At 71.3% G+C, this 25,160-nt stretch carries 18 protein-coding genes, 1 pseudogene and 1 riboswitch; of the genes and pseudogenes, 10 read left to right on the top strand and 9 right to left on the bottom strand.

Annotation, left to right across the window (positions count from 1 at the left end):
• The 6 genes from ACFVJX_RS17705 to ACFVJX_RS17680 form a co-directional block, all read left to right on the top strand.
• On the top strand, positions 1-3,192 hold a 3,192-nt coding region (locus ACFVJX_RS17705; protein ID WP_385745017.1), incomplete at its 5' end, for a type I polyketide synthase.
• 324 nt (positions 3,193-3,516) lie between these two features.
• The gene (locus ACFVJX_RS17700) at positions 3,517-4,272 is read left to right on the top strand and encodes a thioesterase II family protein (RefSeq protein ID WP_384135885.1); all 756 of its coding nucleotides are present in this window, start codon (positions 3,517-3,519) and stop codon (positions 4,270-4,272) included.
• A gap of 405 nt (positions 4,273-4,677) precedes the next feature.
• Entirely contained in the window at positions 4,678-7,584 is a 2,907-nt protein-coding gene (locus ACFVJX_RS17695; RefSeq protein WP_384135887.1) for an AAA family ATPase, read from the top strand.
• 23 nt (positions 7,585-7,607) lie between these two features.
• Positions 7,608-10,409: a LuxR C-terminal-related transcriptional regulator gene (locus ACFVJX_RS17690; RefSeq protein WP_384135889.1), complete on the top strand. Its 2,802-nt coding sequence runs from the start codon at positions 7,608-7,610 to the stop codon at positions 10,407-10,409.
• Positions 10,399-13,158 (top strand): AAA family ATPase, encoded by a 2,760-nt coding sequence (locus tag ACFVJX_RS17685; RefSeq protein WP_384135891.1) that lies wholly within the window; start codon positions 10,399-10,401, stop codon positions 13,156-13,158. Before ACFVJX_RS17690 ends, ACFVJX_RS17685 begins: the two co-directional genes overlap by 11 nt.
• Before the next feature lie 378 nt (positions 13,159-13,536).
• Positions 13,537-14,187 (top strand): LuxR C-terminal-related transcriptional regulator, encoded by a 651-nt coding sequence (locus tag ACFVJX_RS17680; protein ID WP_384196037.1) that lies wholly within the window; start codon positions 13,537-13,539, stop codon positions 14,185-14,187.
• Between the two features lie 471 nt (positions 14,188-14,658).
• On the opposite strand, the gene ACFVJX_RS17675 is transcribed toward ACFVJX_RS17680, so the two are convergent.
• Positions 14,659-15,213, bottom strand: coding sequence for an NUDIX hydrolase (locus ACFVJX_RS17675; protein ID WP_384135895.1), 555 nt, complete (start codon positions 15,211-15,213; stop codon positions 14,659-14,661).
• A 176-nt stretch (positions 15,214-15,389) separates the two neighbouring features.
• Between ACFVJX_RS17675 and ACFVJX_RS17670 the strand changes: the two genes are divergently transcribed.
• Positions 15,390-16,154, top strand: a complete 765-nt coding sequence (locus ACFVJX_RS17670) for an ArsR/SmtB family transcription factor (RefSeq protein WP_384135911.1) — start codon at positions 15,390-15,392, stop codon at positions 16,152-16,154.
• A gap of 29 nt (positions 16,155-16,183) precedes the next feature.
• Complete coding sequence (locus ACFVJX_RS17665; protein ID WP_384135897.1) at positions 16,184-16,726, top strand: hypothetical protein; 543 nt, start codon at positions 16,184-16,186, stop codon at positions 16,724-16,726.
• 15 nt (positions 16,727-16,741) lie between these two features.
• On the opposite strand, the gene ACFVJX_RS17660 is transcribed toward ACFVJX_RS17665, so the two are convergent.
• From ACFVJX_RS17660 to ACFVJX_RS17625, 8 genes and pseudogenes are all read right to left on the bottom strand, one after another.
• Positions 16,742-17,098 carry a DoxX family protein gene (locus tag ACFVJX_RS17660; RefSeq protein ID WP_384135899.1) on the bottom strand — a complete coding sequence of 119 codons (357 nt, stop codon included), beginning with the start codon at positions 17,096-17,098 and terminating at the stop codon, positions 16,742-16,744.
• Positions 17,099-17,272: 174 nt separating this feature from the next.
• Positions 17,273-18,670: a purine-cytosine permease family protein gene (locus ACFVJX_RS17655; RefSeq protein WP_384135901.1), complete on the bottom strand. Its 1,398-nt coding sequence runs from the start codon at positions 18,668-18,670 to the stop codon at positions 17,273-17,275.
• Positions 18,661-18,755, bottom strand: a riboswitch (TPP riboswitch). It overlaps the preceding gene by 10 nt.
• Positions 18,722-18,919: pseudogene (locus ACFVJX_RS17650) on the bottom strand (hypothetical protein); the annotation flags it as partial. It overlaps the preceding riboswitch by 34 nt.
• Before the next feature lie 374 nt (positions 18,920-19,293).
• Complete coding sequence (locus ACFVJX_RS17645; protein WP_384135903.1) at positions 19,294-19,788, bottom strand: FBP domain-containing protein; 495 nt, start codon at positions 19,786-19,788, stop codon at positions 19,294-19,296.
• A 50-nt stretch (positions 19,789-19,838) separates the two neighbouring features.
• A complete protein-coding gene (locus ACFVJX_RS17640; RefSeq protein WP_384135905.1) occupies positions 19,839-20,345 on the bottom strand; it encodes an NUDIX hydrolase in 507 nt (168 codons plus the stop codon).
• Positions 20,346-20,439: 94 nt separating this feature from the next.
• Positions 20,440-21,339: a hypothetical protein gene (locus ACFVJX_RS17635; RefSeq protein WP_384135907.1), complete on the bottom strand. Its 900-nt coding sequence runs from the start codon at positions 21,337-21,339 to the stop codon at positions 20,440-20,442.
• Positions 21,336-22,349, bottom strand: coding sequence for an SPFH domain-containing protein (locus ACFVJX_RS17630; protein ID WP_384135909.1), 1,014 nt, complete (start codon positions 22,347-22,349; stop codon positions 21,336-21,338). Before ACFVJX_RS17630 ends, ACFVJX_RS17635 begins: the two co-directional genes overlap by 4 nt.
• 162 nt (positions 22,350-22,511) lie before the next feature.
• The gene (locus ACFVJX_RS17625; protein ID WP_384122600.1) at positions 22,512-23,141 is read right to left on the bottom strand and encodes a TetR/AcrR family transcriptional regulator; all 630 of its coding nucleotides are present in this window, start codon (positions 23,139-23,141) and stop codon (positions 22,512-22,514) included.
• Positions 23,142-23,306: 165 nt separating this feature from the next.
• On the opposite strand from ACFVJX_RS17625, the gene ACFVJX_RS17620 reads away from it, so the two are divergent.
• On the top strand, positions 23,307-24,182 hold the full coding sequence (locus tag ACFVJX_RS17620) for a phosphatase PAP2 family protein (protein ID WP_384122598.1): 876 nt from the start codon (positions 23,307-23,309) through the stop codon (positions 24,180-24,182).
• Positions 24,179-25,135 (top strand): hypothetical protein, encoded by a 957-nt coding sequence (locus ACFVJX_RS17615; protein ID WP_384122597.1) that lies wholly within the window; start codon positions 24,179-24,181, stop codon positions 25,133-25,135. Before ACFVJX_RS17620 ends, ACFVJX_RS17615 begins: the two co-directional genes overlap by 4 nt.
• Positions 25,136-25,160 lie beyond the last annotated feature (25 nt).

Here is a 25,160-nt window from a genome sequence, read left to right as displayed (position 1 = left end):
CTGCTCGCCACCGCGGATGAGTTGTGCTCGCCGGAGTACTGGGTGCGGCATGTGCGTGAGGCCGTCCGGTTCGCCGACGGTGTGAGGACGTTGGCAGAGCAGGGGGTGACGACGTTCCTGGAGCTCGGACCCGACAGCGTCCTGTCGGCCATGGTCCTGGAATCCGCACCCGATGACGCGGTCGCCGTGCCGTTCCTGCGCAGGAACCAGGGCGAGGAACTGACCACGGTCTCCGCACTGGCCCGCCTCCACGTGCATGGGACAGCACTCGACTGGAGCGCGCTGTTCGCCGGGACCGGGGCGCGCCGGGTCGCGCTGCCGACGTATGCCTTCCAGCACCAGTGGTTCTGGCCGGCCGGCTCGCAGGCCGGTACGTCCGGTGACGTACGAGCCGCCGGACTGGGCTCGGCCGAGCACCCGCTGCTCGGAGCGGCCGTCCAACTCGCCTCTGGGCAGGGGCTGCTGTTCACCGGCCGCCTGTCGCTCCAGTCGCATCCGTGGCTCGCGGATCACGCGGTCATGGGCCGGATCCTGCTGCCGGGTACCGCTCTGGTCGAGTTGGCGATCCGGGCCGGTGACGAGGTCGGCTGCGGCCGCATCGAGGAACTGACCCTGGCCGCCCCGCTCATGCTTCCCGAACGTGGCGCGGTACAGGTGCAGGTCACGGTGGGCATCGCCGACGAGTCGGGACGGCGCCAGGTAGGCATCTACTCCCGCACCGAAGAGACGGCGGACATCGACGACGCCCCGTGGTCCCAGCACGCCACCGGCATGCTGACCAGCGGCTCCGCGCCCACGGACACCGGCTTCGACACGACGGTCTGGCCGCCTGCCGGGGCTGATCCCCTTGACACGGAGGGCTGCTACGAGCGCTTCGCGGAGCTTGGCTTCGGCTACGGCCCGGTGTTCCAGGGGTTGCGTGCCGCGTGGCGTCGGGAGGGCGAGATCTTCGCCGAGGTGAGCCTGCCGGAAGGCGCACGGGGTGAGGCGGCCGGGTTCGGGCTGCACCCGGCGCTGCTGGACTCCGCGCTGCACGCCTCGCTCCTCGCGGACGAGGGGGAGCAGGGCGGCGGCGGACTGCCGTTCTCATGGGAGGGCGTCTCCCTGCACGCGACCGGTGCGGCCACCTTGCGGGTGCGGCTCCTTCCGGCGGGTAAGGACGCGGTCTCCATCTCGGCGTTCGACCCCTCCGGGCAGCCGGTCGTATCCGTCGAGTCGCTGCTCGTGCGGGCCGTCTCGGCCGAGCAGCTGGGTGGGCCCACCGGCCCCGGCAGGGACATGCTGTTCGGTGTGGACTGGGCGCCCGTCCAGGACACACCGGAGCCGGCGTCCACCGAGCCGGTCGCCGTCATCGGTCCGGACGCGCTGAATCTCGCCGCCGCGGTGGCGCGGTCCGGCGGGACGGTGGAAACGGCAGTCGGCCTCGGGGCGCTGGCGGCGGGGGACTCCCCGGTGCCGGGCACCGTACTCGTGGCAATAGCGGTGCGGCCCGAGGCCGGTGTTGTCGAGTCGGCCCACGCGCTGACCTCCGAGGTGCTGGCACTCCTCCAGGAATGGCTGTCGCAGGACCGCTTCGACGGTTCACGGCTGGTCTTCGTCACGCGAGGGGCCGTGTCCGTGGACGACGGCACCGTCACCGACCTGGCTGCCTCCGCCGTATGGGGCCTGGTCCGATCCGCCCAGACGGAGAACCCGGGCTGCTTCGGGCTGCTGGATCTGGACCCCGAGGACGTCGGTGACGGAGTGACCCTGATCCGTGCGCTGGCCTGCGACGAACCGCAGCTGGTTCTGCGGGGCGACGGGATCAGGGCCGCCAGGCTGGACCGGGTTCCTCTCCCGGAGCCGGTGTCCCCGGCCGGTGAGGAGACCGGGGCAGCGGACAACGGACAGAACGACGGTGCGGTTCTGATCACGGGTGGTACGGGTGGTCTGGGTGCGGTGTTGGCCCGGCATCTGGTGGTGGGTCGTGGTGTGCGGCGGTTGCTGTTGGTGAGCCGTCGTGGGCTGGGTGTGGAGGGTGCTGAGGAGTTGGTGGCTGAGCTGGAGCTCCACGGGGCCGAGGTTGTGGTCGAGGCGTGTGATGTCTCGGATCGGGATGCGCTGGAGCGGCTGCTGTCGCGGCACCGTGTGTCGGCTGTGGTGCATGCGGCTGGTGTGCTGGATGACGGAGTGGTGGGTTCGCTGACGTCGGAGCGGTTGGAGAGGGTGTTGCGGCCGAAGGTGGATGCGGCCTGGCATCTGCACCAGCTCACGGAGGAGCTTGATCTGGAGGCCTTCGTGGTCTTCTCGTCGGTGGCTGGTGTGTTCGGTGGTGCCGGTCAGGGGAATTACGCTGCGGGGAACGCGTTCTTGGATGCGTTGGTGGCGCGTCGGCGGGCTGAGGGTCTGCCGGGTGTGTCGTTGGCGTGGGGTCCGTGGGAGCAGGCCGGTGGGATGACCGGTGGTGTGAGTGAGGCGGACATGGAGCGTCTGGCGCGTTCCGGGATGCCGCCGCTCACCGTCGAGCAGGGCATCGCCCTGTACGACGCGGCACTCGATTCCCGGCCGCTCGTCCTGCCCGTGCGACTGGACCTCGCGGCCCTCAGGGCACTCGGAGACACCCCGTTCCTGCTACGAGGTCTGCTCAGGACGTCGTCCCGGCGGACGGCGACAGTGGTTCAGCAGACCGCCGAACCACTGGGACAGCGACTGGCGCCCCTCACCGAGGAGGAGCGCCGGGACGTTCTGCTGGCACTCGTCAGGGAACAGGCCGCGCTCGTGCTCGGACACGCGGACGGAACTGCGGTCGCCGCCACACGGCAGTTCCAGGAACTGGGCTTCGACTCCCTCACGGCAGTCGAGTTCAGGAACCGGCTCAACGCATCCACCGGACTGCGACTGCCGGCCACGCTGCTGTTCGACTACCCGACACCGGCCGCTGTCGTGGACCATCTCTACTCCCGCCTGGTGACGGAAGAGACGGAGGGAGCCGGAGCGGTGCTCGCCGTCCTCGACCGTCTTGAGAAGAGCATCACGGAAATGACGGTCGGCGCACAGGAGTTCAAGCACGTCGCAGGGAGGATCGAGGTACTGCGGACGAAGTGGGCCGCGCTGGGACAGGAGTCGTCCAAGGACTCGGCCGACCTGGATCTGGACACGGCCTCGGACGACGACGTGTTCGCACTGCTCGACGAAGAGCTGGGCCTTTCCTGACCTCAGGGCTCCGGGCAGCGGCGGACATCGCTGCCCGGAGCCCGGCTCGGGGCAGCGACATCCGTCCAGAGTCTAGGGAAATTCCCACTGCTCGTCCTAGTGGAATGGGGGGTGCCGGCCACCGGGCCGGTCAGGCGGACAGGCGGCCGGTAACGTGCGCCGCCGCTCGCTCTGTCGGGCAGGAGGGCTGCGGGTTGGCTTCGGTCACATCGGCGCGATCATGGTGTTCGCGGTGTGCCCCTCTATGTCCCGCTGTCACAGGCCGGCCGACCCGGACCGTTTCGGTCCCGGCCGCCCGGCCCAGCTCCAGGAGGATGCAACACGATGACGACGTCCACCGAGGAGAGTCTCTGGGCGCGGTGCTTCCATCCGGCACCCGCAAACGCGGAACAACTCTTCTGTTTCCCCCACGCGGGTGGCTCGGCGTCCTTCTACTTCCCCGTCTCCGCACAGCTGTCGTCCGTGGCCGAGGTGTACTCGGTGCAGTACCCCGGCCGTCAGGACCGGCGGAAGGAGACCTGCCCCAACGATCTCGGGGTCATGGCCGACCAGGTGTACGAGGCGCTGCGCAGACAGCTCCACGCCCGGCCGACCACGTTCTTCGGGCACAGCATGGGTGCGACGATCGCCTTCGAGGTCGCCCGGCGCTTCGAGGCCGACGGCGGTGAGCTGTCGCATCTGTTCGCCTCGGGCCGGCGCGCACCTTCGCGCCACCGCGATGAGAGTGTGCACACGCGCAGCGACGACGGCATCGTCGCCGAGCTCAGGCTTCTGTCCGGTACCGACACGGCGCTGCTCGGTGACGAGGAGATCCTGCGCATGATCCTCCCCGCGATCCGTAGTGACTATCAAGCCATTGAGACCTATCGCTGCGATCCGGCGACGAGGCTCCGTGCTCCCATCTCCGCGCTGACCGGCGACAATGACCCGAAGACGTCCCTGAGCGAGGCGGAGGACTGGCGTCGCCACACGACGGGAGCCTTTGAGCTCCTTACCTTCCCCGGTGGGCACTTCTACCTGAGTGCCCAGGCACCGGCAGTCCTCGCGCTCCTGCGGAAACATTTCTCCACCTCGGCGTAGGAGGCTGCCCGCCCGCCCGTGAAGCGCTCGGCACGCCCTGCGGCCCGGCTTCGGTTGACCGCTATTTTCGGCCACCCTCGGTGCTCCGAGCTGTACTGAAGTCGGGCGGCGGCCGGAACACGGTGATCGTTCTGTCAGAATGTGCTCTCGTTCGGGCCCCGGCTCACCCGGTTTTCCTGGAGGGAGAGTGCTGTCAGGATGCACGGCGGCACTCCCTGTGGACACGCCGGAAGCTCCTGTGGCGTCATAACGCCACGGACGGTCCGACTGGTTGATCCGGTTCGCAGGGGGTAGGCGACATGCGCCGAAACAAGCCTTGCGAGGCGCGGGAATCTGTGCTTGCAAGTCCGTCGAACGCAGGCCGCTCAACCTCTGCTGAGTCCCCCGAGAGGCGAGGAGACCCTCATGCCGGTACAGGCCGACCGCGCGGATACACGCGAGCCTCTGGTCGGACGCGCGGATGAGCTTCTGCTGCTCTCCCGGCAGGCGGACGCGGCGCGTGCCGGTAGAGCCGGGCTGGTGATGCTGTCCGGCCCCGCGGGGATCGGGAAGACCAGCCTGCTCCGGACCTTCGTGCGCAGCGAGGCGTGCCAGGACATGACGGTGCTGTACGGCTCGTGCGGCGAAACAGTCGCAGGGGCCGGATACGGCGGTGTACGGGCGCTGTTCGCCGGGTTGGGGCTGAGCGGCAAGGACGCTGCGGACTCACCGCTGCTCCGCGGGAACGCCCGGCGGGCCCTGCCCGCCCTCCTTGCCCAGCACGTCGGCCAGGAGGGCGGACCGGCCGTCTCCGCCGCCTATCCAGTGCTGCACGGGCTCTACTGGCTCGCCGCCGACCTGATGGCGGACCGGCCGCTGGTCCTCGTCCTGGACGATGTGCACTGGTGCGACGAGCGCTCCCTCGGCTGGGTGGACTTCCTGCTGCGACGCGCCGACGACCTGCCGCTCCTGGTGGTGCTGGCCCACCGCAGTGAGGCCGAGCCACTCGCGCCCGCCTTACTCACGGACATCGCCGCGCAGCACACCCCCACGACGATCCGGCTCGCCCCGCTCGGACACCCGGCCGTCGGCGAGATGGCCCGGCACATCTTCCGGACAACCGCGGAGCCGGCCTTCACCGAACGCGCCGCCGCCGTCACGGGCGGCAATCCCCTGACCCTCAGCAGACTCCTGAGCGAACTGAACGCCGAGGGCGTACAGCCGGACGAAACAGGGCTGCGACGAGTCGCGGAGGTGGGCGGCCAGGTGGTCGCGTCCTCGGTGGGCGCGCTGTTGGACAGCCAGCCGCGCTGGGTACGTGACGTGGCCACCGCCGTCGCGGTCCTCGGCGACGAGACCGTGGAACTGATCGGCATGCTGGCCGGCGTACCGCCCCTGCTCGTGGAGGACGGCGTCGCCAGACTCCGACGCGCCGAGATCCTCGCGGCGGACCGCACGGACCTGGTGCACGACGTGGTGCGCTCGGCCGCACTCGCTCCGATGGGCGGCGAAGCGCTGGCCGCCCTGCGCACCAGAGCGGCTCTGCTGCTCAGCGACGCGGGCCGGCCCGCCGAGGAAGTCGCGGGCAGACTCATGCTGTTGCCCACGCTGACACAGCCGTGGATGACTGCGGCGCTCCGCGACGCGGCCGTCCAGGCGGAAGGCCGAGGAGCGCCCGAGGCCGCCGCGCGTTATCTGCGCCGGGTGCTGGAGACGGAGCCGGACAGTGTGCCGGTACGCATCCAGATGGCGGCCTCGCTCGCCGAGATCGACCCGGCGGAAGCGGCCCGGCTGATGGAGGAGGCGCTCCCCCTCGCCGGGGACGTGCGTACGAGGGCGAGGGTCGCCCTGCGGTACGGCATGCTCTGCCTGGCGCTCCAGCGGTCCCCCGAAGGGGTACGGGTCCTGGGCGAGGTCCTCGCCGAACTGGAGGCCGCGCTCGGTCCCGCCCCGGATCCTGCCGACCGGGAACTGCACACCTTCGTCGAGTCGGTGCTGCTGATCATCGGCTCGGACGAGAAGACGACCGTCGCGGCCACCCTGGACCGTGCCTCACGGCTGACCCAGCCCCCCGGTGACACCCCGGCCCAGCGGCAGATGCTCGCGATGATGACCGTACTGACCGCGATGGGCGGCCGTTCGGCGGAACGGACCGTCGAGCACGCACGCCGAGCACTCACCTCCCCGGGTACCGAACTGGAGGGTTGGTCGTCGGTGTCGTCGTCCTACGCGCTCAGCCTCGCCGACGAGGTCGACGAGTCGCTGGAGGCGCTGGACCGTCTGCTGCAGTTCAGCCAGGAGAACGCGGCGGTGTGGACGTACGTGCTCGCACTGGCCACCCGCGCCCTGGTGCTGCACGGCGCGGGTGCCTTCCCCGACGCGCTCGCCGATGCGCAGACCGCCGTCGAGATCGTCGGCGAGGAGCGGTGGGGTGAGGGCAGCGCCCTGCCGCAGATCGCGTTCGCGACCCTGCTCGTCGAGCGCGGCGATCCCGGACAGGCCGAGGAGGTGCTGGCGAACATCAAGAGGACCGGGATGGAACGGTTCGTCCTGCAGTACCACCTGGCTCTGATGGCACACGCGCGTGCCCGCTGGGCACTCGGCGACCGGGAGGCCTCCCTCGGCCTGTACCTGGAGTGCGGCCGGTCCCTGGAGGAAGCGCGGTTCAGCAACGCGGTGTTCGTGCCCTGGTGGTCCGAGGCGTCCCTTCTGCTCGCCACGATGAACAGGGCCGACGAGGCCCGTGACCTGAGCGCACACGGTGACGAGCTGGCCCGGCGCTGGGGCACCTCCCGGGCCCTGGGGCTCGCCGCCCTGGCCCGAGGCGCGATCACGCCCGGAGGTGCCGGGATAGAGACACTCACCGAAGCCGTGGCCACGCTGGCCGACTCGCCCGCCAGGGCGGAACAGGCCAAGGCCGAGCTCGTCCTGGGCCGGGCACTGTTGAAGACGGGTGACCAGCGGGCAGCCCGTGAGCACCTGCGCTCGGCGACCGACCTCGCCCAGCGCTGCGGTGCCCTCGCGACAGCAGCCCACGCGCGCAGGATGCTGGTCACGGCCGGCGGCAGGATGCGGAAGATGAGCGCCTCACCCCTCGACATGCTGACCGGAATGGAGCGCAGGGTGGCGGAGCTCGCGGCGGCGGGCGCCAGCAACCGGTCGATAGCGGAGACCTTGTTCCTCACTGTTCGGACTATCGAAACCCATCTGACCAATGTGTACCGGAAGCTGGGTGTGAGCGGGCGTACCGAACTCGGCTCCGCCCTGCGAACACCGAGCGTCCCCGACGGGCAGCCGTCCGGGCGGATATCCGCATCACGTTGGCGCCGCTGAAACGGACGGGCGAGGTGATGCGTATGACTGGCCTGAACGACAGTGGTGACAAGATGCCGAACCCGGCGCCGCCCGGACACGGGAGGGACAGCCTGTACCGGAGCACGGAACTGCTCGAACAGGAGCAGGTGCAGCGGGCGCTGGCCTCGTTGGTCCTCGCGCCGGGCCGCGGGCGTTCCGGCGTCGTGACGCTGGCCGGCAGAGCGGGCCACGCGCAGAACGCCCTGCTGGGCTGGGCGGCCCGACGCGCCCGGGAAAGCGGCCTACGCGTTCTGTGGGCACAGGCCTCGCCGGAGGACCGGTACCGGCCCCAGGACGTGGTGCCACGCTTCATGACGACGATGACGGGCCGGGCGGAGCAGTCCGGGCCGCTGCCCACCGAGCTGGACCGGCTCCGAGCCGCTTCGCTCACCCTGACGGGAGAAGCCGCATCGCCCGCCCTGGTCGTCGTCGAGGACACCCAGTGGCTCGACCCCACATCCCTGTCCTGGCTGCGCGACCTGGTCGTACGGCTGTCCACCGACACCCCCGTCGCCGTGCTGACCAGCGGCAGTGGAGCCTCGGACGGTGCCAGGTGCTGGCTCGATCCGGTGGCCACCACCCCGGTGCCCACCCAGCAGCTCGTGGTGCGCGGACTCACCCGGCAGGGGGTCGCGGCCATGGTGGAGGCCGTCTGCCGGACCCCCGGCGACGCGCGGTTCACCGCAGCGGTCGCTGCGGCGACCGAGGGCAACCCCGCCGTGCTCCGCGAGGTACTCGACCGGTTCACCGAGCGGGGCCACGCACCCGTCGCCGCGCGGCTGGCCGAGCTGCGCGACCTCGCCGACGCCGTGGTCGGCGACCACGCGGCCCGTGCGCTGGCCTGCCTGCCCGCGGAATCCGCCGGCCTGATGCGGGCCCTGGCCGTGGGCGGCGAGCTGCTGAGCTTTCCCCTCGTGTGCACGCTGGCCGGTCTGGAACCGGCAGGCGCGCAGGACCTGGCGAACATGCTCGAGGCCGACGGGCTCATCGTCTCCGGAGGCACGAAGACGCAGGTCCGTCACCAGGCCGTGCAGAACCGGATGCTGGAGGACATGAGCGCCGAGGAGCGCTCCCGTCTCCACTCCCGGGCCGCCCACCTGGCACACCGCGCCGGGGCCGACGACGAAGCCGTCGCCCGCGTCCTGCTCCGGACACCTCCCCTCGGCGCGCCCTGGGTGGTCACCACGCTCCGGGGGTGCTTCGCCACCGCACTGGACGCGGATGACCACGACCGGGCCACCGCCTTCCTGGCCCGAGCACTGCGGGAGCCGATGGAGCCGGGGAAGCGCGCCCGGCTGACCCTGGAGCTCGCCGCCGCCGAAGCGATATCGGCGCCCCTGGCGGGGGACCGGAGACTCGGCGAGTTCATCGGAGCCGATGACGCTTCCGGGGGTCTGCGCACCCACGCCGTCGACATCGGCCTCGCCCGCGGCAACGGTGACTGGGCACGCCGGGCGGCCGCAGAGGCACTGCCGCACTCCCGGCCGGACGAACGCGACGGCCTGACCGCGCTGTTCTGGCTGGCCGACGAAGACCTGAGCGCTCCCGATTTCGTGGTGCCGGCCGTGCCCGCGCTGGCCGGCCAACCCTCCGACCCCGCGCAGGCGGGCGTCCGTGCCTGGCAGCTCGCCGTCAGGGGCGAGGACCTGCGCACCACGAGAGAGCTCGCACGCGCGGCGCTCACCGGCGGCAGGACGGACACCACACTGACAATGCCCCGCCTGGCCGCCTGCCGGGCACTGATCCTGACCGACGACCACGAGGAAGCGGAGAGCGAGCTGGACCGGCTGCTCACCGCCCTGCGGCAGGACCAGCGCAGGGCCGCCGCCGCGCAGGTGCTGACCGTGCGGGCCGACCTCGCGATGCGTGCCGGCCGGCTCGACGCCGTTGAACGAGACCTGGACGCCGCAGACCTGGCCCTGCCTGCGGCCAGGCGCCACCCGCTCATCGCGCCCGCTGTCACCGCTCTGCGCATCCAGGCCGCGCTGGAGACCGGCCGTGAGGCGCTCGCGCGCGCCCTGGCCGCGGCTCCGGCACCCCCGGGTGCGGACCGGGGTATGCCCTGGGCGGCGTTCCTCTTCGCCAGAGCACGGGTCTGCGCCAACGAGGAGCGTTGGGCGGAGGCCGCGGAGCTCTCCAAGGAGAGCGGACGGCGCCTGCTCACCGCGCAGTGGAGCAATCCCGCACTGCTCAGCTGGCGCGCCCAGGCCGCGGAGGCCGCTTACGCCCTCGGTGACTCCGACGAGGCGGCCCGGCTGAGCCGGGAGAATCTGCGGCTGTCCCGGCGCTGGGGTTCGGCGAGCACGCTCGGCCTGGCCCACCTGTGGAGTGTCCCGCCGACCGGTTCCGAGGTGCGCGAAGCGGTGGGTATGCTGCGCGACTCACCCTCGCAGTTGCTGTACGCATGGGCACTCGCCCGACTGGCCGTCGGCGAACTGGACAACGGCGACGGCACCGCGGCCCGGCGCTCCCTGGCCCGGCTCGCGGAGTTCAGCGTGACCCACCCGACGAGCCGTCTGGCTGCCGCGGTGCGCGCACTCGCGGAACGACTGGAACGCCCGCCGCGGCCCGCAGGCCCCGCCCTGCCCCCCGAATGGACCTCACTCTCGGAGGCCGAACAGCGCACCGCGACCCTCGCCGGACGCGGCAACGGCAACCGGGAGATAGCCGCACTGCTCTCCGTGAGCAGACGCACCGTGGAACTGAGACTGAGCAACAGCTACCGCAAGCTCCGGCTGAACGGGCGTGAGGAACTGTGCCGGCTGCTGCGCGACATGGGAGAGCGGTCGAGCGATGCTTCATGAGCGGGAACCGGAACTGTCCCGTCTGACAGCCGCCTTGAACACGGCCGATCGGGGCGAACCATCGGTGACGGTGGTGTCCGGGCCTCTCGGCATCGGACGAACGGCCCTGCTGCGTGAACTCCCCGGCGCCGTGCCCGGGGGTGACGTCCGGGTCCTGCGGGCGAACGCCGGCTCCGCCGAACGGCACTTCCCGTACGGGGTGGTTCGACAACTGCTCGACAGCCTGCTGGCCGGCGCCTCCCAGCAGGACCGCGAACGGTGGCGGCGGCATCCAGGTCCGGCCGAACGGCTGCTGTCCGACACCGACGATCCGGCTGCCCCCGAGGAGAGCCCGCACGTCCTGCGCTCGCTGCTCGCGGACTTCAGCGGCAACGCCCGGCTGCTCATCCTCGTCGACGACCTCCAGTGGGCGGACGCCGAATCCCTGAGGTGGCTCGCCCAGCTGGTCAGAGAACTCGGAGGGCTGCGAGCCGCGTTCGTCTGCACGCTGCGCGACGGCGACCAGGGCACCGGGCACGCCCTCGTCCGGCGGATCGCCGCCTCGGCCACACTGAGACTGCGCCTCGCGCCGCTCTCGCTCGACGCCACCCGGGCCATGGCCGACGAGCACTTCGGCCCGGGCGTCCGCGAGGAGTACGTACGAGCCTGCCATGAGGCGGGTCACGGCAATCCGCTGTTCCTGACCTCGATTCTGCTGAGCACGCGGACACAGGACGGCGCACTCACCGCCGAGCACGCCTGCCAGGCGCGCAGCGCGGGGTCGGCCGGGCTCCGGGAACGGCTGGCGAACTATCTGCGGACCGGGCCGCAAGGAGTTCGCGACGTCGCCTCGGCCGTCGCCGCACTGGGCGGGAACGGGGACCTCGGACTCGTCTCGGAACTCGCCGGGCTGGACGAGATCGGCTTCGGGGCCGCTCGGCGCGCGCTGTGCGAGGCGGGGCTGTTGGCCGGGACGCCCGATCCGCGCTTCACCCATCCCGCCGTGCGGGAAGCCGTCGACTCCTCCCTGTCGGTCGTGGAGCGCGAACACTGGTGCGCTGCAGCCGCGGACCTGCTGTTCTCCAGTGGCCGCCCCGCCGACCAGGTCGCCGACCACCTGATGGCCGGCGCGGTCTCCGGTCGGCACTGGTCGGTGATGGCACTGCGGGCGGCGGCCGAGGACGCGCTCCACCGGGGCGCGCCGGAGAACGCCGCCCGCTATCTGCGCCGCGCGCTGCTCGGACACCGTACGCAGGACGAGAGCCGGGCCGGCCTGCTCGTCGAACTGGCCACCGCGGAGCGCGGCTTCGACCTCGAAGCGTGCCAACGCCACATCGCACAGGCGCTGCCGCTGCTGGCCACGGCGAGGGACCGGGCCGCCGCGGTCCTGCGGATTCCGCCTCTTCTGCTCGGTGCCGCGCGTTCCTCCGCGGCCGAGCTGCTGAGCGAGGTCCGGGACGAGATGGTCCTGTGCACCCCAGGAGAGGCACAGGTACGCGAGATGTCGCTGCGGCTGGAGGCCCGCGTGCGGCATTCCGGGCACGAGAACCCGGGAGAGCTGGCCTCCGCGACGGAACGCCTGCGCGGGCTGGGGGAGGAACCGCCGATCGGTTCCGCTGCCGAACGCGAACTGCTGGCGGTGCTGCTCTTCTCGGCCACACTCGCCGGCGGGGTGTCCGCCGCGGAAGCGGCCCGCACGGCCGGCCTCGTCCTGGAACGCGAACCGGCCGTCGTGGGAGGCGCGCACACCGTGCTGCCCCTGGTCGTCATCACCCTGTTCACCACCGAGTCGGTACGGGACGTGGACTCCTGGATGTCATGCGCACATCAGAGCGGGGCACCCAACGCGACCGACGCCGACGGTCTGCTCCTCTTCGCCGCACGGTCGTTCGTCCTCGTCTCGCAGGGCCGGCCGACCCTGGCCCGCGAGTACGTGGAGCGTGCCATGACCCTTGCCGACGCGGACTGGCGCGAGGCGTCGCTGATGATCCTGGCGACTGCCGCGCTCGAACTGCGCGACACGAAGCTCAGTGAGCGGATCCTGGCTCTGGCCAGACGGCGCGGGGCGACCGGCCTCGCCCTCACCGCGTCCCTGCAGATCCTCCAGGCATCGGTGGACGCCCAGCGCGGTCTGCGGGCCATAGCCCTGGAGCGACTGCTCGCCTGTGGACGCCAGTTGAGCAACTCCGGCTGGCGCAACTCGGCGCTCTTCCCCTGGCGTCCGCAAGCCGTCGGCCTCTACCAGCGGCTCGGCGACGAAGCCGCCGCGCTGCACCTCGCCGACGAGGAGCTCCGCTGGGCCAAGGAGTGGGGGGCACCCGCCACGCTCGGCCGTGCACTGCGGCTCAAGGGACGGCTCCAGGGCGCGCGGGGCATCCCCCTGCTGCGCGAGGCCGCAACCGTCCTGCGCGGCTCGCAGTTCCGGCTCGAACTCGCCAGGACGCTCGTGCTCCTGGGCCGCCAGTTGGGCAGCGGGCCCGAAGCGGAGGCCGCGCTCCGTGAAGCGGGCACCATCGCGGCGGCATACGGAGCCCCCTGGCTGGTCGAACAGGCAGAACACGGGCTCGACACCGCCCAGGTCCCGAGAACCACGACCCTCACCCCCAGCGAGCGCAAGGTCATCGCCCTGGTGAGCCGGGGTCTCACCAACCAGGAGATCGCCGACGAGCTCGGGGTGAGTTCGCGAGCCGTCGAGAAACATCTGACGAATTCCTATAGGAAGCTCGGAATCTCGGGTAGAAACGAGTTGGCGGGAGTTCTCCCCGCGTAGACATCGGACCTCGATGTTAACTGGGCACTACAGGGCGATGGCCCGGGCGTGTACATGGGCACTTCGCGAGTACGTGACGGACCTCAAATCAACCTCAAAACTTGATTCTTCCCCCGTGTGCACCCGCATTGCGGACCGAACCTTCGACGGTGCGGACCACGGCATTAGCCATCTGCGCCGGGAGCCGTTGACGGGCGAGCGCCGGGCTACCTAGTCTCCGTTCTGTGAATGGATAACCCGTCAATGGCAGCACTTGAGGTCGGAGGTCGGGATTATTCCATCGGCAGGGCGATGTTCTGCAATCAATTGAATCGGGGGGGTACCCGAAAGGATGGCGGTCTCGTGGCGATTGCTGCGCTCACTGATTCGGTGCAGGTCATAGCGAGTGACCTCAAAACTGACCAGAACGGATATGGGGGCGCCCAGGACTTCGACCGGCCCGGACTCTGCGTCGCTTCGCTCGACCCGGGCCTGACCGTCCGGCAGGCGAACGAGGAGTTCTTCCGCAGGTTCGGCGACGCCTCCACCGGCCTCTACGGCCGCAGTTTCCGGGAGCTGGTGCACCCCAGCGTCCAGCAGCCGCTGATGAGGCAGTTCTCGCGGCTGGTGGAAGGGAAGCGGCAGCGGTTCGCCTCTCACGTAGTGGCAGTGGGGCCGGAGGACGAGGCTTTCGCCGGTACGCTCACCGCCGCCGCTGTGAGTGGCGGTACCTCTGACCTGGCCGCGATCCTGGTCCTTATGCGCTCTTCGGACGATTCCGAGGAGGACGCGGGCGTTCTGACCCACCAGAAGAAGATCCTCACCGAGATCGACGCGCGCATCCTCGAAGGCATAGCGGCGGGAATGTCGACCATTCCGCTGGCATCCCGCCTCCACCTCAGCCGGCAGGGCGTCGAGTACCACGTGACCGGCCTGCTGCGGAAGCTCAGGGTGCCCAACCGGGCGGCCCTGGTGTCGCGCGCCTACTCCATGGGAGTCCTCAACGTGGGCACCTGGCCGCCGAAGGTTGTCGGAGATTTCATCAAGTAATGACGTAGCGCGTACGGGCCGGCCGCCAACGGACTCCGTGCGTCGCTGCTCCACCGTAGACATCCACCGGACCCGCACATTATGCGTGGGGCCGGTGGATTTTTGTGTGCGGGCACACCGGATGCGGACCGTGCCGGGGACCGTTTGGGCCTCGGTGCTGTTTGTTCTCTGTGGGGTTCGGCAAAGGCTCGGGGTGAAGGCACGCAGTGCCGCCCCCGGTGCCCGATTCTGTTGTTCCCTACAGTGAACTCCGCCGGTGACGGGAAATTTCCGGGGGTGGAGTGCGTAAAGTCCGTGTTTCCGGCCCGGACGGGGGTGCGGCAATTGCGTGCCCGAGGATTTCGGCTATTGCGCCGGCTCTCGCAATTCACCACGCCATTGCCGGAAGGCGGAGCCGGACCGTGTGGGTTCCGGCTCCGTGCGTGTTTGTTTGCTGCCCGCTTCGACCGGTTCCGGTCCGGCGCCGCGGACTCAGCCCGTCTGCTTGAGCAGGCCCGCTGCCACCAGCCCGGCGAGGCCCAGGTCCGCGTCCGTGTACTGACCGCTCAGGAGATGGGCCACGTACTCGTCCTGCGGAAGCAGCACCGGCTCCACGAACTCCTCGGCGTCCGGGGTGGGTTCGCCGACCTTGCGGCAGTCACGGGCCAGTACCGCGTACCGCACGTGGGTGGCGAAGGACGCCAGATAGGTCTGCATGACGATCTCGGCCGAACCGGCCTCGTATCCGGTCTCCTCGCGGAGTTCACGGGCCGCGGCGGTCAGTACGTCCTCCTCGGGCTCGATGATGCCGCCGGGGAGCTCCGCCAGGATTCTGTCCGGACCCGGGCGGTACTGCCGTGCGAGCAGACCCCGGCCGTCCTCGGTGAACGCCACCAGGGCCACCGCGCGTGAGCCCTGCAGGACATCCCAGTCGGACTCCTTGCCGTCCGGCTGCACGTAGGTGCGGCAGCGCACGTTCAGGTAGCCGACGGGGCCCGGGCGTTCGCTCTTCAGCTGCCATGCCAGCGGATCGTGCTGTTCGTTCATGTGCAGACCCTACCCAACCCGCCCCGGAGGAAAGGGGCACTGACCTGCCGGGGAACAGGGAACATCCGCCCGGTGCGGGCATCGTGTCCGGCTGCCCGACGACAGGGGCCGACCTCACCGGGGAGGCGTTCCGGGATCCGGTCGTTTCGGCGGCGGCCGAAGTGCCGGGGGTGACAATGGAACGTATGGACACATGGCGCGCACAGGAGAGCGGCCCCGATCTGGCCGCCGTGGCCAAGCTGCTGGCCGATGGCACCAGGGCCGGTTTCTGCCTGGCCCTGCTCGACGGCCGGGCATGGACGGCGACGGAACTGGCGCACCACATGGGTGTCGCTCCCTCGACGGCCACGGAGCACCTGCACGTACTCGTGCGCGGAAACCTGCTCGCAGAGGAGCGGCAGGGCCGGCACCGCTACGTGCGTCTGTCCGGCCCGCACGTGGCCGAGCTGATCGAGAGCCTCGCCGCGATCGCGCCCGACCGCTCCCGCGCACCGCGTTCACTCTCGGCGGCAGGCCGCCGAAACGCCCTCGCCCATGCCCGTACCTGTTACGACCACCTTGCCGGGACGGTCGGCGTCGCCATCACCGACGCGATGGCGGAGCGTCATCTGCTGGATCCGGAGCACGGACTCGGGCTCACCGACGCCGGGGCCGGCTGGCTCGGCGAGTTGGGCATCACCGTTCCCACCGGTACGCGCCGGCCGGCGGCCCGGCCGTGTCTGGACTGGACCGAACGCCGGCCACACCTGGCCGGCATCGTCGGCGCGGCGCTGTGCCGGCACGCGCTCGACACGGGCTGGATCACACGCGTGGGCACCACTCGTGCCGTCGCGGTCACCCCGCTGGGGTGCGAGGCGTTCCGTCACCATCTGGGCCTGCCGGGCTCTCTTCTCCTGCGCAAGTACCGGCCCGGTGCGGACGGTCCTGCCCGTATTCTTTGACCGGAGGACAGCCCTTAGTATCACCGTCCATGATCGCAACAGTCATCACGATCGGTCTGGCAGTCGTTGGCTACTTCGCGACCTACCTCAACAGCCTCCGGCTGTCGCAGCGCCAGGAACGCCTCTCCCGGATCAACCGTCAACTCAGCGACCTGTACGGACCGTTGTTCGCACTGACGGAGGCCAACAGCCGCATCTTCACCATCTTCGTGGAGCGCCACACCCGCCCCGGCGGCATATCGCCGTTCGCGGACGACACCCCTCCCACCGAGGAGGAGGCCGCCGAATGGCGACTGTGGGCCACCACCGTCTTCGTCCCGAACATCCAGGCCATGCGCGACCTCGTCCTCGGGCACACGGACCTCCTCAGGGAGCCGAACATGCCGCCGCTCCTGCTCAAGCTCTGTGCGCACGTCTCCGGTTACGAGATCACGGCGGCCCGCTGGGCGCAGGGCCGCTACGACACCAACCTCTCGGTCGTTTCCTTCCCGGGCGAGGAGCTCGGGGCGTACGCCCGTAGCGGATTCACCCAGCTCAAGGCGGAGCAGGCACGGCTCCTGCGGCACCGCTGAGGGCTCTCCGTACGGTTACCAGGGGCCGTGGCCGGCCAGGCCCAGCACCAGGACGGCGATGGCGGTCGCGAGGAACAGGATCCCGCCCACGATGTTGCGGGAGCCCACCCGCAGATGGGCGATGATCGCGCCGATGAAGTACAGCACGAGGCCGCAGGCCGCGAGGATGCCCAGGACGGGCACGGCGAGCCCGGCCAGCAGTCCGACGGTGCCGGCGGCCAGGAGCGTGCCGAGCACCGGGACGTACTTCCGGGGGATGCCCTTCATGTCGGCCTGGGTCTTGGGGTATTCGTGGCCGATCAGGTAGGTGACGGCGGCGGCGCCGTTGAAGACCGCGCCGAGGATGGTGACCGTGACATAGGCGGCAGACACGATATCCCCGCTTCTCCGGGGTGCGCCGTCCGGAGGCGCACCGATATGGGATGCCGTTCCCATGGATGACGAGCCGGCGACTCGAAGTGTGAGGCGGGCCGGCGAAGTGGAGTGGGATGCGCGCGGCCGGCGGTCGGCCGCACTGTCCGCGGTGCTCCTGGGGCGGCCGCGCCGTCAGGCCCGGTGGCGCAGCCGCAGCGGGGCGTAGACCGCCAGTGCGACGAGGAACGCCACCCCGTAGGCGAGGTCGGCCCCGTGCAGGGCATCCGCGACCGGACCCACGTACAGGCTGGTGCTCATGAAGGGCACCGCTGCCGCGAAGGCGGCGGCGAAGGCGGTGAGCGCGGGCCACCACGGCTGCCTGCGGGCGCTCTCGGCGGCCAGGTCGATGGGGGAGTGGCCGCGGTCCCTGGCCCGGACGAGCCAGTCGACGGCGACGATCGCGACGAACCCGGGGATCCAGTAGCCGACCAGAAGGAGCACGTTCTGGAAGCGGGTCGTGGTGTCGGCCGCGTGCATCCACAGGACGAGCGGGAAGCCCAGGGCGGCGGCGAGTGCCGCGGCGACCGGGCGCGGCAGACGTACGCCCATGGTCTGCAGCGCGAGCGATCCGCTGTAGTCGTTCATGGCGTTGCTGCACAGCGCGGCGAGCGCCACGGCGAGCAGCCCGAAGGCTCCGAGTGCGCCCCCGCCGAGCAGTGTGTCGATGCCGCGCGCGGTCTGGTCGGTGAAGACGGACGCACCCCACAGCCCGAGGGTCTGGACGGCCACGAAGGAGGCGCTGACGCCGAGCAGCGTGCACCAGAACATGCGCGGCCTGGACGCGCCGCGTGGCAGATAACGGCTGAAGTCGCTGGCGTACGGGGCCCAGGACAGCGCCAGGCTCAGGGCGATGGTGCAGGTCAGGACGAACGCCCCCGCCCGGTCCGCGCCGTGCACACTGCCGGTGGCGGCGGGGTGGACCCCGTCCAGCAGTTTCGTGGACAGGACCACGAAGGCGGCCGCGAGGACGAAGGTCATCACGGTCTGGAGCCGGTGGATCACCTCGTATCCCAGGACGCCGAGCGCGCCCTGTGCCGCCATCATGACCAGCACCCCCAGCCAGAACGGCCAGCCGCACAGCTGGGCCAGCGCGTCCCCGCCGAACAGGCCGATCAACGCGTCCCAGGCGATGGACGACAGCCACTGGAGTGCGCCGGGCAGCACGACTCCCCGGCCGAAGGCCAGCCGGGCCAGCGGCAGCTGACCGGCGCCGGTCTGGCTGCCCCAGGTCCCCAGATACGCGGTGGGCGCGGCGCCCACGAGTGTGCCGAGTACGACGGCGGTGAGCGCCGTGGCGAAGTCCAGGCCCAGCGCGATGCCGACGGTCCCGGTGAAGACGCCCGTCATCGTCAGGTTGGGGGCGAACCATACGGTGAACAGCCGGCCGGGCCCGCCGTAACGACGGTCCTCCGGCACGGGGGCTATCCCGTGCGCCTCGACGCGGAGATCGCCGGGGGCGGTGGGCATGCGCCCGTCGAACGCGGGCCGGGCCGCGGTGTCGCGCTCGTCCTGGGCATACGGCAATGACATGAAGACATCCCTCCGCCAGTGCTAACTGGTTCAGGTTCGACGGGTGTGTTCTCAGCCCCTGCGAGGGGCACCCCGTGTCCGGTGCGGCGGCCAGGATAGCCGGGTGTGCGCGAAGCGTGATGCGGGGGGTTGGAGCGTGAGCGCGCAGCGGAAGCCGCCGTGGCCCGTCGTGCTGTCGGGTGTGTTGGGGGTGCGGGCGGCGATCCGGTAGCGGTTGCGGTACGAGCGGTGGCGCAGGTACGGCGCCCCGGGATTCCTGGTGCTGAGCCGCGGAGGTGACCCCTCGGAGCTCGATGTCGAGGCCCAGGACGTCGACTTCACCGGACACACCGTCCACTGGACGGCCACCGCACCCGACGGCATCGTCCTGGAGCCGTAGAGCGGCACGCCGACGGTGCGCGGCACCCGGGGCGACACCGAGTGGGTGGGCGTCGGCGGGCGACGACACGTCGCGCGCTCGGCGGGACGCGGTCGGGGACCCGCCCCGGTGGGTGCGGGCCACGGCGGACGCGCCGGCCGGTGCCCGGACGATCACGCTGGAGTTCCGGCCGGCCTACGGGACCCGGCCGACCCCTCCCCGGTGGAGGCCGACATCCGCTGACCGGCGCAGCCGGTCGCACCGCTCAGCTGAGGACCTTGCCCACGAACGCGGAGAGATTGGCCGTGGTACGGGCGATCTGTTCCTCCGTCGTCAGCGACTCCTTGAAGCGCGCGCCGGCGGCCACGGCCTTCTTTCCCCGTACGTAGAGCGAGCAGGCCAGGTCGGTGCACATGTACAGGCCGACGGAATTGCCCTCGCGCCCCGCGGGGCCGGTCTTGCGGGCGGTCATGAGCGAGACCCCGCTGCCCGGGTGCGTGGTCAGACAGAGCGAGCACATGCTGCGGTGCAGAAACCCGCGCTGTTGGGAGGGGAAGCGCAACGAGAGGCCGGTCAGCCTCCCCTCGTGCTCGGTGACGATGTAGCTGCGCCCGGGGGCGGAGAGGTCGCGCCAGCCGAGGAAGTCCAGATGCTCCCACGGCCGCTCCTCCAGATCGCGGGGGAGCGGCAGGCGCTTGGCTTCTCCTTTGGAGCAGTTGACGAACGATGCGCGGATGTCCTGCTCGGTCACGGCCTTCATGGATACGACGCTAACTCTGCCTACGACCCCTAGGCAAACGAATAAATGATTTAGGGGTTCACCTGTGCATCCTCGGGCAGTACGGAGAGGCGGTGTGCGGGCGGGTGCTCGATGCCGAGGTCGGGCCGCCAGGCGGCGAGGATCTGCGCCGAGGGGTCGAACAACGGTGTAGGCAGTTCCTCGGGCCGGGTCCACCGCCAGGTGGCGATGAGGTGGGGTTCGGTCACCTGCGGGCTGCCCGAAGCCACGGTGACCAGGGCGGCCATCGTCACCCGGTTGATGCCACCGACCGCGTCGTGCAGCATCGCGAAGACGCCCATGTCGGCCTGGGCGACCTCCAGCCCGGTCTCCTCGCGCAGCTCCCGTACCGCCGCCGCGGCGATGGACTCGTGTGTCGGATCGACCTTCCCGCCGGGCAGCTCCCAGGTGCCGCTGTGGTGCCGTCCGAGCAGGATTCGCCCCTGCCCGTCCTGCACGATCACGCCCACGCCCAGCGCGGCCTGGGCCAGTGGTGGACGGGAGTTGCGGGCGGGGACCTGCGCCGCGTCGCTGTTCATCTCTCGGGCTCCTCGGATCGACGGCGGTCGGTGACCGTACGGGGCGTCGAGCCTACGGCGTGCCACCGGGAGGGGGCGTCCCGGCGGGCGCAGCTCACACGGCCAGTCGCAGGGAGGTCGGCGCGATGCCGAGCCGTACGGTCTGGCCCCATGTCAGCTCCAGCGCGTCCGCCTCCATGCCGTCGCCGAAGACCACCACCCGGTCGGACTCGACGGTCAGCCGCAGCCCCTGGCCCCGGCCCAGCTCGCCCGAGACCAGGGAGGTCCCGGTGACCGGCGACGGCCACGCCTCCCGTACGAACCAGAGCAGCCGGGAGTCGGTGGGGCCGGGCAGGGCGAGCGGGCTTCGGCGCTCCTGCCACAGGGAGCGCAGCCAGCCGGTGGCGCCGGTGCCCGTACCGACCAGGACACCGGATGAGGCCTGCGGTTCGGTGGGGGAGCCGGCCGCGTCGGGGCCGAGCCGGTAGCGGGCCGTCTGGTGCCCGGACGGGCCGAGGTAGATCTCGTTGAGTGCCAGCAGCCGCTGCGTGTCGTCGGCGACCGCCTCGACCATGGTCAGCTCGTCCGCCGCCCCGTTCGCCGTCACGGCCGCACGCAGCAGCGCGGCCGCGTCGCGGGGCCGGTGGCGGACCAGGACTCCGGGATTGCGCCCGGGATCGCTGTCGATGCCCACGACCGGCTGGCCGGAGAGGTACTTGGCGGCGTTGGCGACCAGGCCGTCCTGGCCGACCACGACCACCACGTCCTCGGGGGCGAAAAGGAACCGGTCCAGATCCTGGCGCTCCACCCGCGACTGGCGCCACTGCAACGGGACGGCCGCGGCGACGTCGGCCAGCGCCTGCCGGGTCCGCTCGTGCCGCCGGGCGACCTCGTCGATGGACCGGCCCCGGCCGGCCAGGAAGAAGGCCGCCTGACCATGGGTGCCGTGCCGGGCGATCAACTCCTCGTACTCGGTGGTGCGGTGGACCAGAACCGCTCTCGGGGCCAGGCTCATGCCCGGGTTTCCGGAGCGGGTCGGCCGAGCTTGGTGAGCAGTCCGGTGAGTACGTCGGGCGAGAGCGTGAGGCTGTCGATGCGCGGCAGGTTCTCGGCGAGCCGGGTGGCGGCCAGCGCGTGCAGGGTCGCGGCCTCCACCTCTCCGTGCACTCGCAGCCAGGCCGCCTGGGACTCGGCGCGGGCCGCGCCGACCTCACGCGCCGATTCCGCCTCGGCCCGGGCGAGGCGGACCGTGCGCGCCGCCTCGGCCTCGGCGCGTACGCCGTCGGCCGCCGCGCTCTCCTCGGCCTCGCGCCGGGTGTTGGTGCCGCGCTGCTCGACCAGTTGCTCCTCGCGGCGGGCGAGCTCGATCTGACTGGCGAGTTCGTTCTCGGCGATGGTCCGTTCGCGCTCGACGGCCACCGCCCGCCGTTCGTACGTCGCCCGGTCGGCCTCCTGCTGGATCTGTTCACGGGCCGGAGTGCGCAGGGCCCGCTCGACCTCGGCCTCGGGCCTGATCGCGACGACGCGCACCGCCACCACCTCGATCCCGGTTGCGGGCAGCCGGGGCTCACCGGCCAGGCCCGCGGCGACCCGTTCGCGTACAGCTGCGACACCGTCGACCAACGCGCCGGCCAACGGGGTGCGGGCCAGCACGTCCAGGGTGTGCTGCTGAGCCGTCTCGGTGAGGAGCGTCGCGATCTGCTCGAGCGGAGCTCCGCGCCAGACACCGGAGTCCGGGTCGACGGAGAAGTCCAGGCGGACGGCGGCCTCGGCGGGATCGTTGATGCGGTACGTCACGGTGGCCTGCACGGTGACGTCCTGGAAATCGGCTGTGCGGGCGTGGAACGCCATGGCCAGCTCGCGGTCGTTGACCGGCACCTCGGAGAGCGCGGCACTGAGCGAGCGGTACCAGAAGCTCAGTCCCGCCCCGTCGTGCGCGAGCCGGCCGCGCTTGTGGTGGCGGATGTGTGCGGTGGGTGCCGAGCGCAGATGGCGCCAGCCGAAGCGCCTGGTGATGTCGGCCATGAGTGGCCCCCCTCGTTGTCGTCATTGCGACGATAATCAGAGTGAGGGATATCGTCAAGAGGACGAGAAGGGTGCGGTCCGGCCCGGGGGTGCGCCGCCCCCGTCCCCACGGTGCGGCGCGAGCGGGCCGTCGTCATCCGCTGCAACGACGGCCCACGTCTGTCAGGGCCCGGACGCCGTGGCGTCCAGGCCGAGTGCGGGGAAGACGGCGTCTTCCAGGAAGCGGACCAGATAGGTCTCGTCCGCGATGGCGCCCTCCAGCATCGGGCGGGCGCGCATCACGCCCAGCAGCTGGGCGGAGACGAACTCCGTGGCCCGGTTGTCCGCCGCCACCTCGCCGCGCTCCACCCCGCGCCGGACGATCGCGTCGATCGCGGCCAGCTCCGGCAGGATCAGCGACTCGCGCAGCGCGCACAGCAGCTCGGGGCTCTGTAGCGCGGCGTGGCTCAGGGCGAGCATCAGCGGTGTGTCACGCACGGAACCCGCGCCGATGGCCCGTGCCGCCTCGCGCAGATCACCGGCCAGGGTGCCCGTGTCGATCCGTCGCAGCAGCCCGCGCCTGGTTCCGTGCAGGGCCGCGACCACGAGTTCGGGCTTCGAGCCCCACTGGCGGTAGAGCGTGGACTTGCCGCAGCGGGACCGGGAGGCGACGCCCTCCATGGTGAGCGACTCGTAGCCGTTCTCCCTGAGCATGTCGAGGACGGCCGTGTAGAGCTCCTGTGCCCGCTCCGGCGTGATCTTCGAGCGGCGTGGCGCGGGGGCCGTCTCCTGCTCGGTTTCCTGCGACGACATGCGCGTTCCCTCTCTGCGACTCTGCGACGAGGTCCATCGATACGCCAGTGTACCGATACGCGAGTGTTCCGATACGTTCGCGTATCGGTACACTGGCGTATCGATGTGGCATGGATCGATCCGTGCCACCGAAACACCGCTTCGTCAGCAAAGGGGCACCGGGTGATGTTCGCCGGTAACAGGCCCGCAGATCGGGAGCCGGACAGTTCTGCCCGACCGCCCCTCGTCCGCGAGCTTCTTCTCGTCGCAGGACTCTTCGTGATCTACAAGTCCGGCCGCCAGGCGGCCAACGGTCACGCCGACGAGGCGTTCCACAACGCGGGACACGTCTGGGACCTCGAACGAGCCGCGCACCTGCCCGGCGAGGGAGCGGTGCAGGGCCTGCTCCTCCACAACGAGACGCTGATCCACCTGGCGAACACCTACTACGCGACCGTGCACTTCCCGGCCACCCTGCTCTTCCTCGGCTGGCTGTACTGGCGCCGGCCGCGCCACTACGTCTGGTCGCGCCGCATCCTCGCCGCGCTCACCGGGGCCGCGCTCGCACTGCACCTGCTCTTCCCGCTCGCCCCGCCGCGGCTGCTCCCCGCCACCGGACTGGTGGACACCGGGCAGATGTACGGGCCCACGGTGTACGGGGCGACGCCCGCCACCGACTCGATGGCGAACCAGTTCGCAGCGATGCCCTCGCTGCACTTCGGCTGGGCGGTCATGGTCGGTGTCGGCCTCGTCGTCGCGACGCGCTCCCGGTGGCGCTGGCTGTGGCTGCTGCACCCGGCGATCACCCTGTTCGTCATAGTCGCCACCGCCAACCACTACTGGCTCGACTCGATCGTGGTGGCCGCGCTGCTCTCGGTGGCCCTCGCGGCACTGCGCCTGCCGCGCACGGAACCGGTCAGGGCACACATCCCCTGGCCGACGGCGCCCGCCACCGGCTCGTACACGTCACCGACCGGACCGCACGCATCCGCCGCCGGCCCGCGGGCCGACGCGGGCGCCCGTCCCCGCGCCTACGCCTCGTCGTCCGGAGGCGGACGATGAACGCCACCCTGATCGCCGTGGCCCTGTCCCTGGTCTCCGCCGCCGCGTACGCGTCGGCCGCGGTGGCGCAGGCACGGCTCGCAGGGCGCACCGCACCCGGCACCGGAACGCTCCGGCTGCTCGGACGCGGGGCATGGTGGTCGGCCGTAGGGCTGAACGCGGGCGGCGCGCTGCTGCACGTGGCCGCACTGAAGTACGGCCCGCTCACCCTCGTCCAGCCGCTCGGCGCACTCACCCTGGTCGCCGCCGTCCCGCTGGGCGCCCGCGCGGCCGGCCGCCGCGTCTCCACGACCGAGTGGCGCGGCACCCTCCTGACCCTGCTCGGCCTCGGGGCCCTGCTCATGACCGCGGGTGGTTCCGCGCCGCACGAGACCCTCAGCCTGGTCGAGGCGCTGGCCGTCGGCGCCGGCACCATGGCCGTCGTCGCGGGCCTCAGCCGGCCGGGCGCCCGCCCGGGGCTGCGGCACGCCGCGGCCTCCGGCATCACCTCCGGTGTCGCGTCCGCACTCACCCAGACGCTCACCGTCGCCGTCACCGACCACACCACGGGCCCGCTGTTCAGCTGGCGGCTGGTGGTCGTCGCCCTGCTCGTCTCGGCCTTCGCGATGGGCGGGCTGCTGCTCTCCCAGACCGCCTACCGGGGCGGCCTCGGCGCACCGCTGGCCGTCGTCACCCTCGCCAACCCGGTCGCCGCGGCGGCCATCGGCCTGGCCCTGCTGGGGGAGCGCCTCCAGGGCGGCACGACCAGCCTGGTCCTGGCGCTGCTGGGTGCGGCGGCCGCGGTACGCGGAGTGTTCCTGCTCAGCCGCGCCCAGGCCGTGGCGGCGCCCGCCGCGCCGACGACCGTGGCCGGGCCCGCCCCCGTCGTACCGTCGCGGGTGGTCATCAAGAGCCCGCGCGTGCACCGCCCGGACCACGGCCACCTCCGGCGCATCAGGGCCGGCCGCTCCTGAGGGCTGCCCCGCGGCGTCCGGCGGC

The organism is Streptomyces sp. NPDC127177 (genome assembly GCF_042672475.1).
GTDB lineage: Bacteria > Actinomycetota > Actinomycetes > Streptomycetales > Streptomycetaceae > Streptomyces.
The sequence above is the reverse complement of the archived record's forward strand: the minus strand, read 5'-3'. Positions and strand labels throughout refer to the sequence as shown.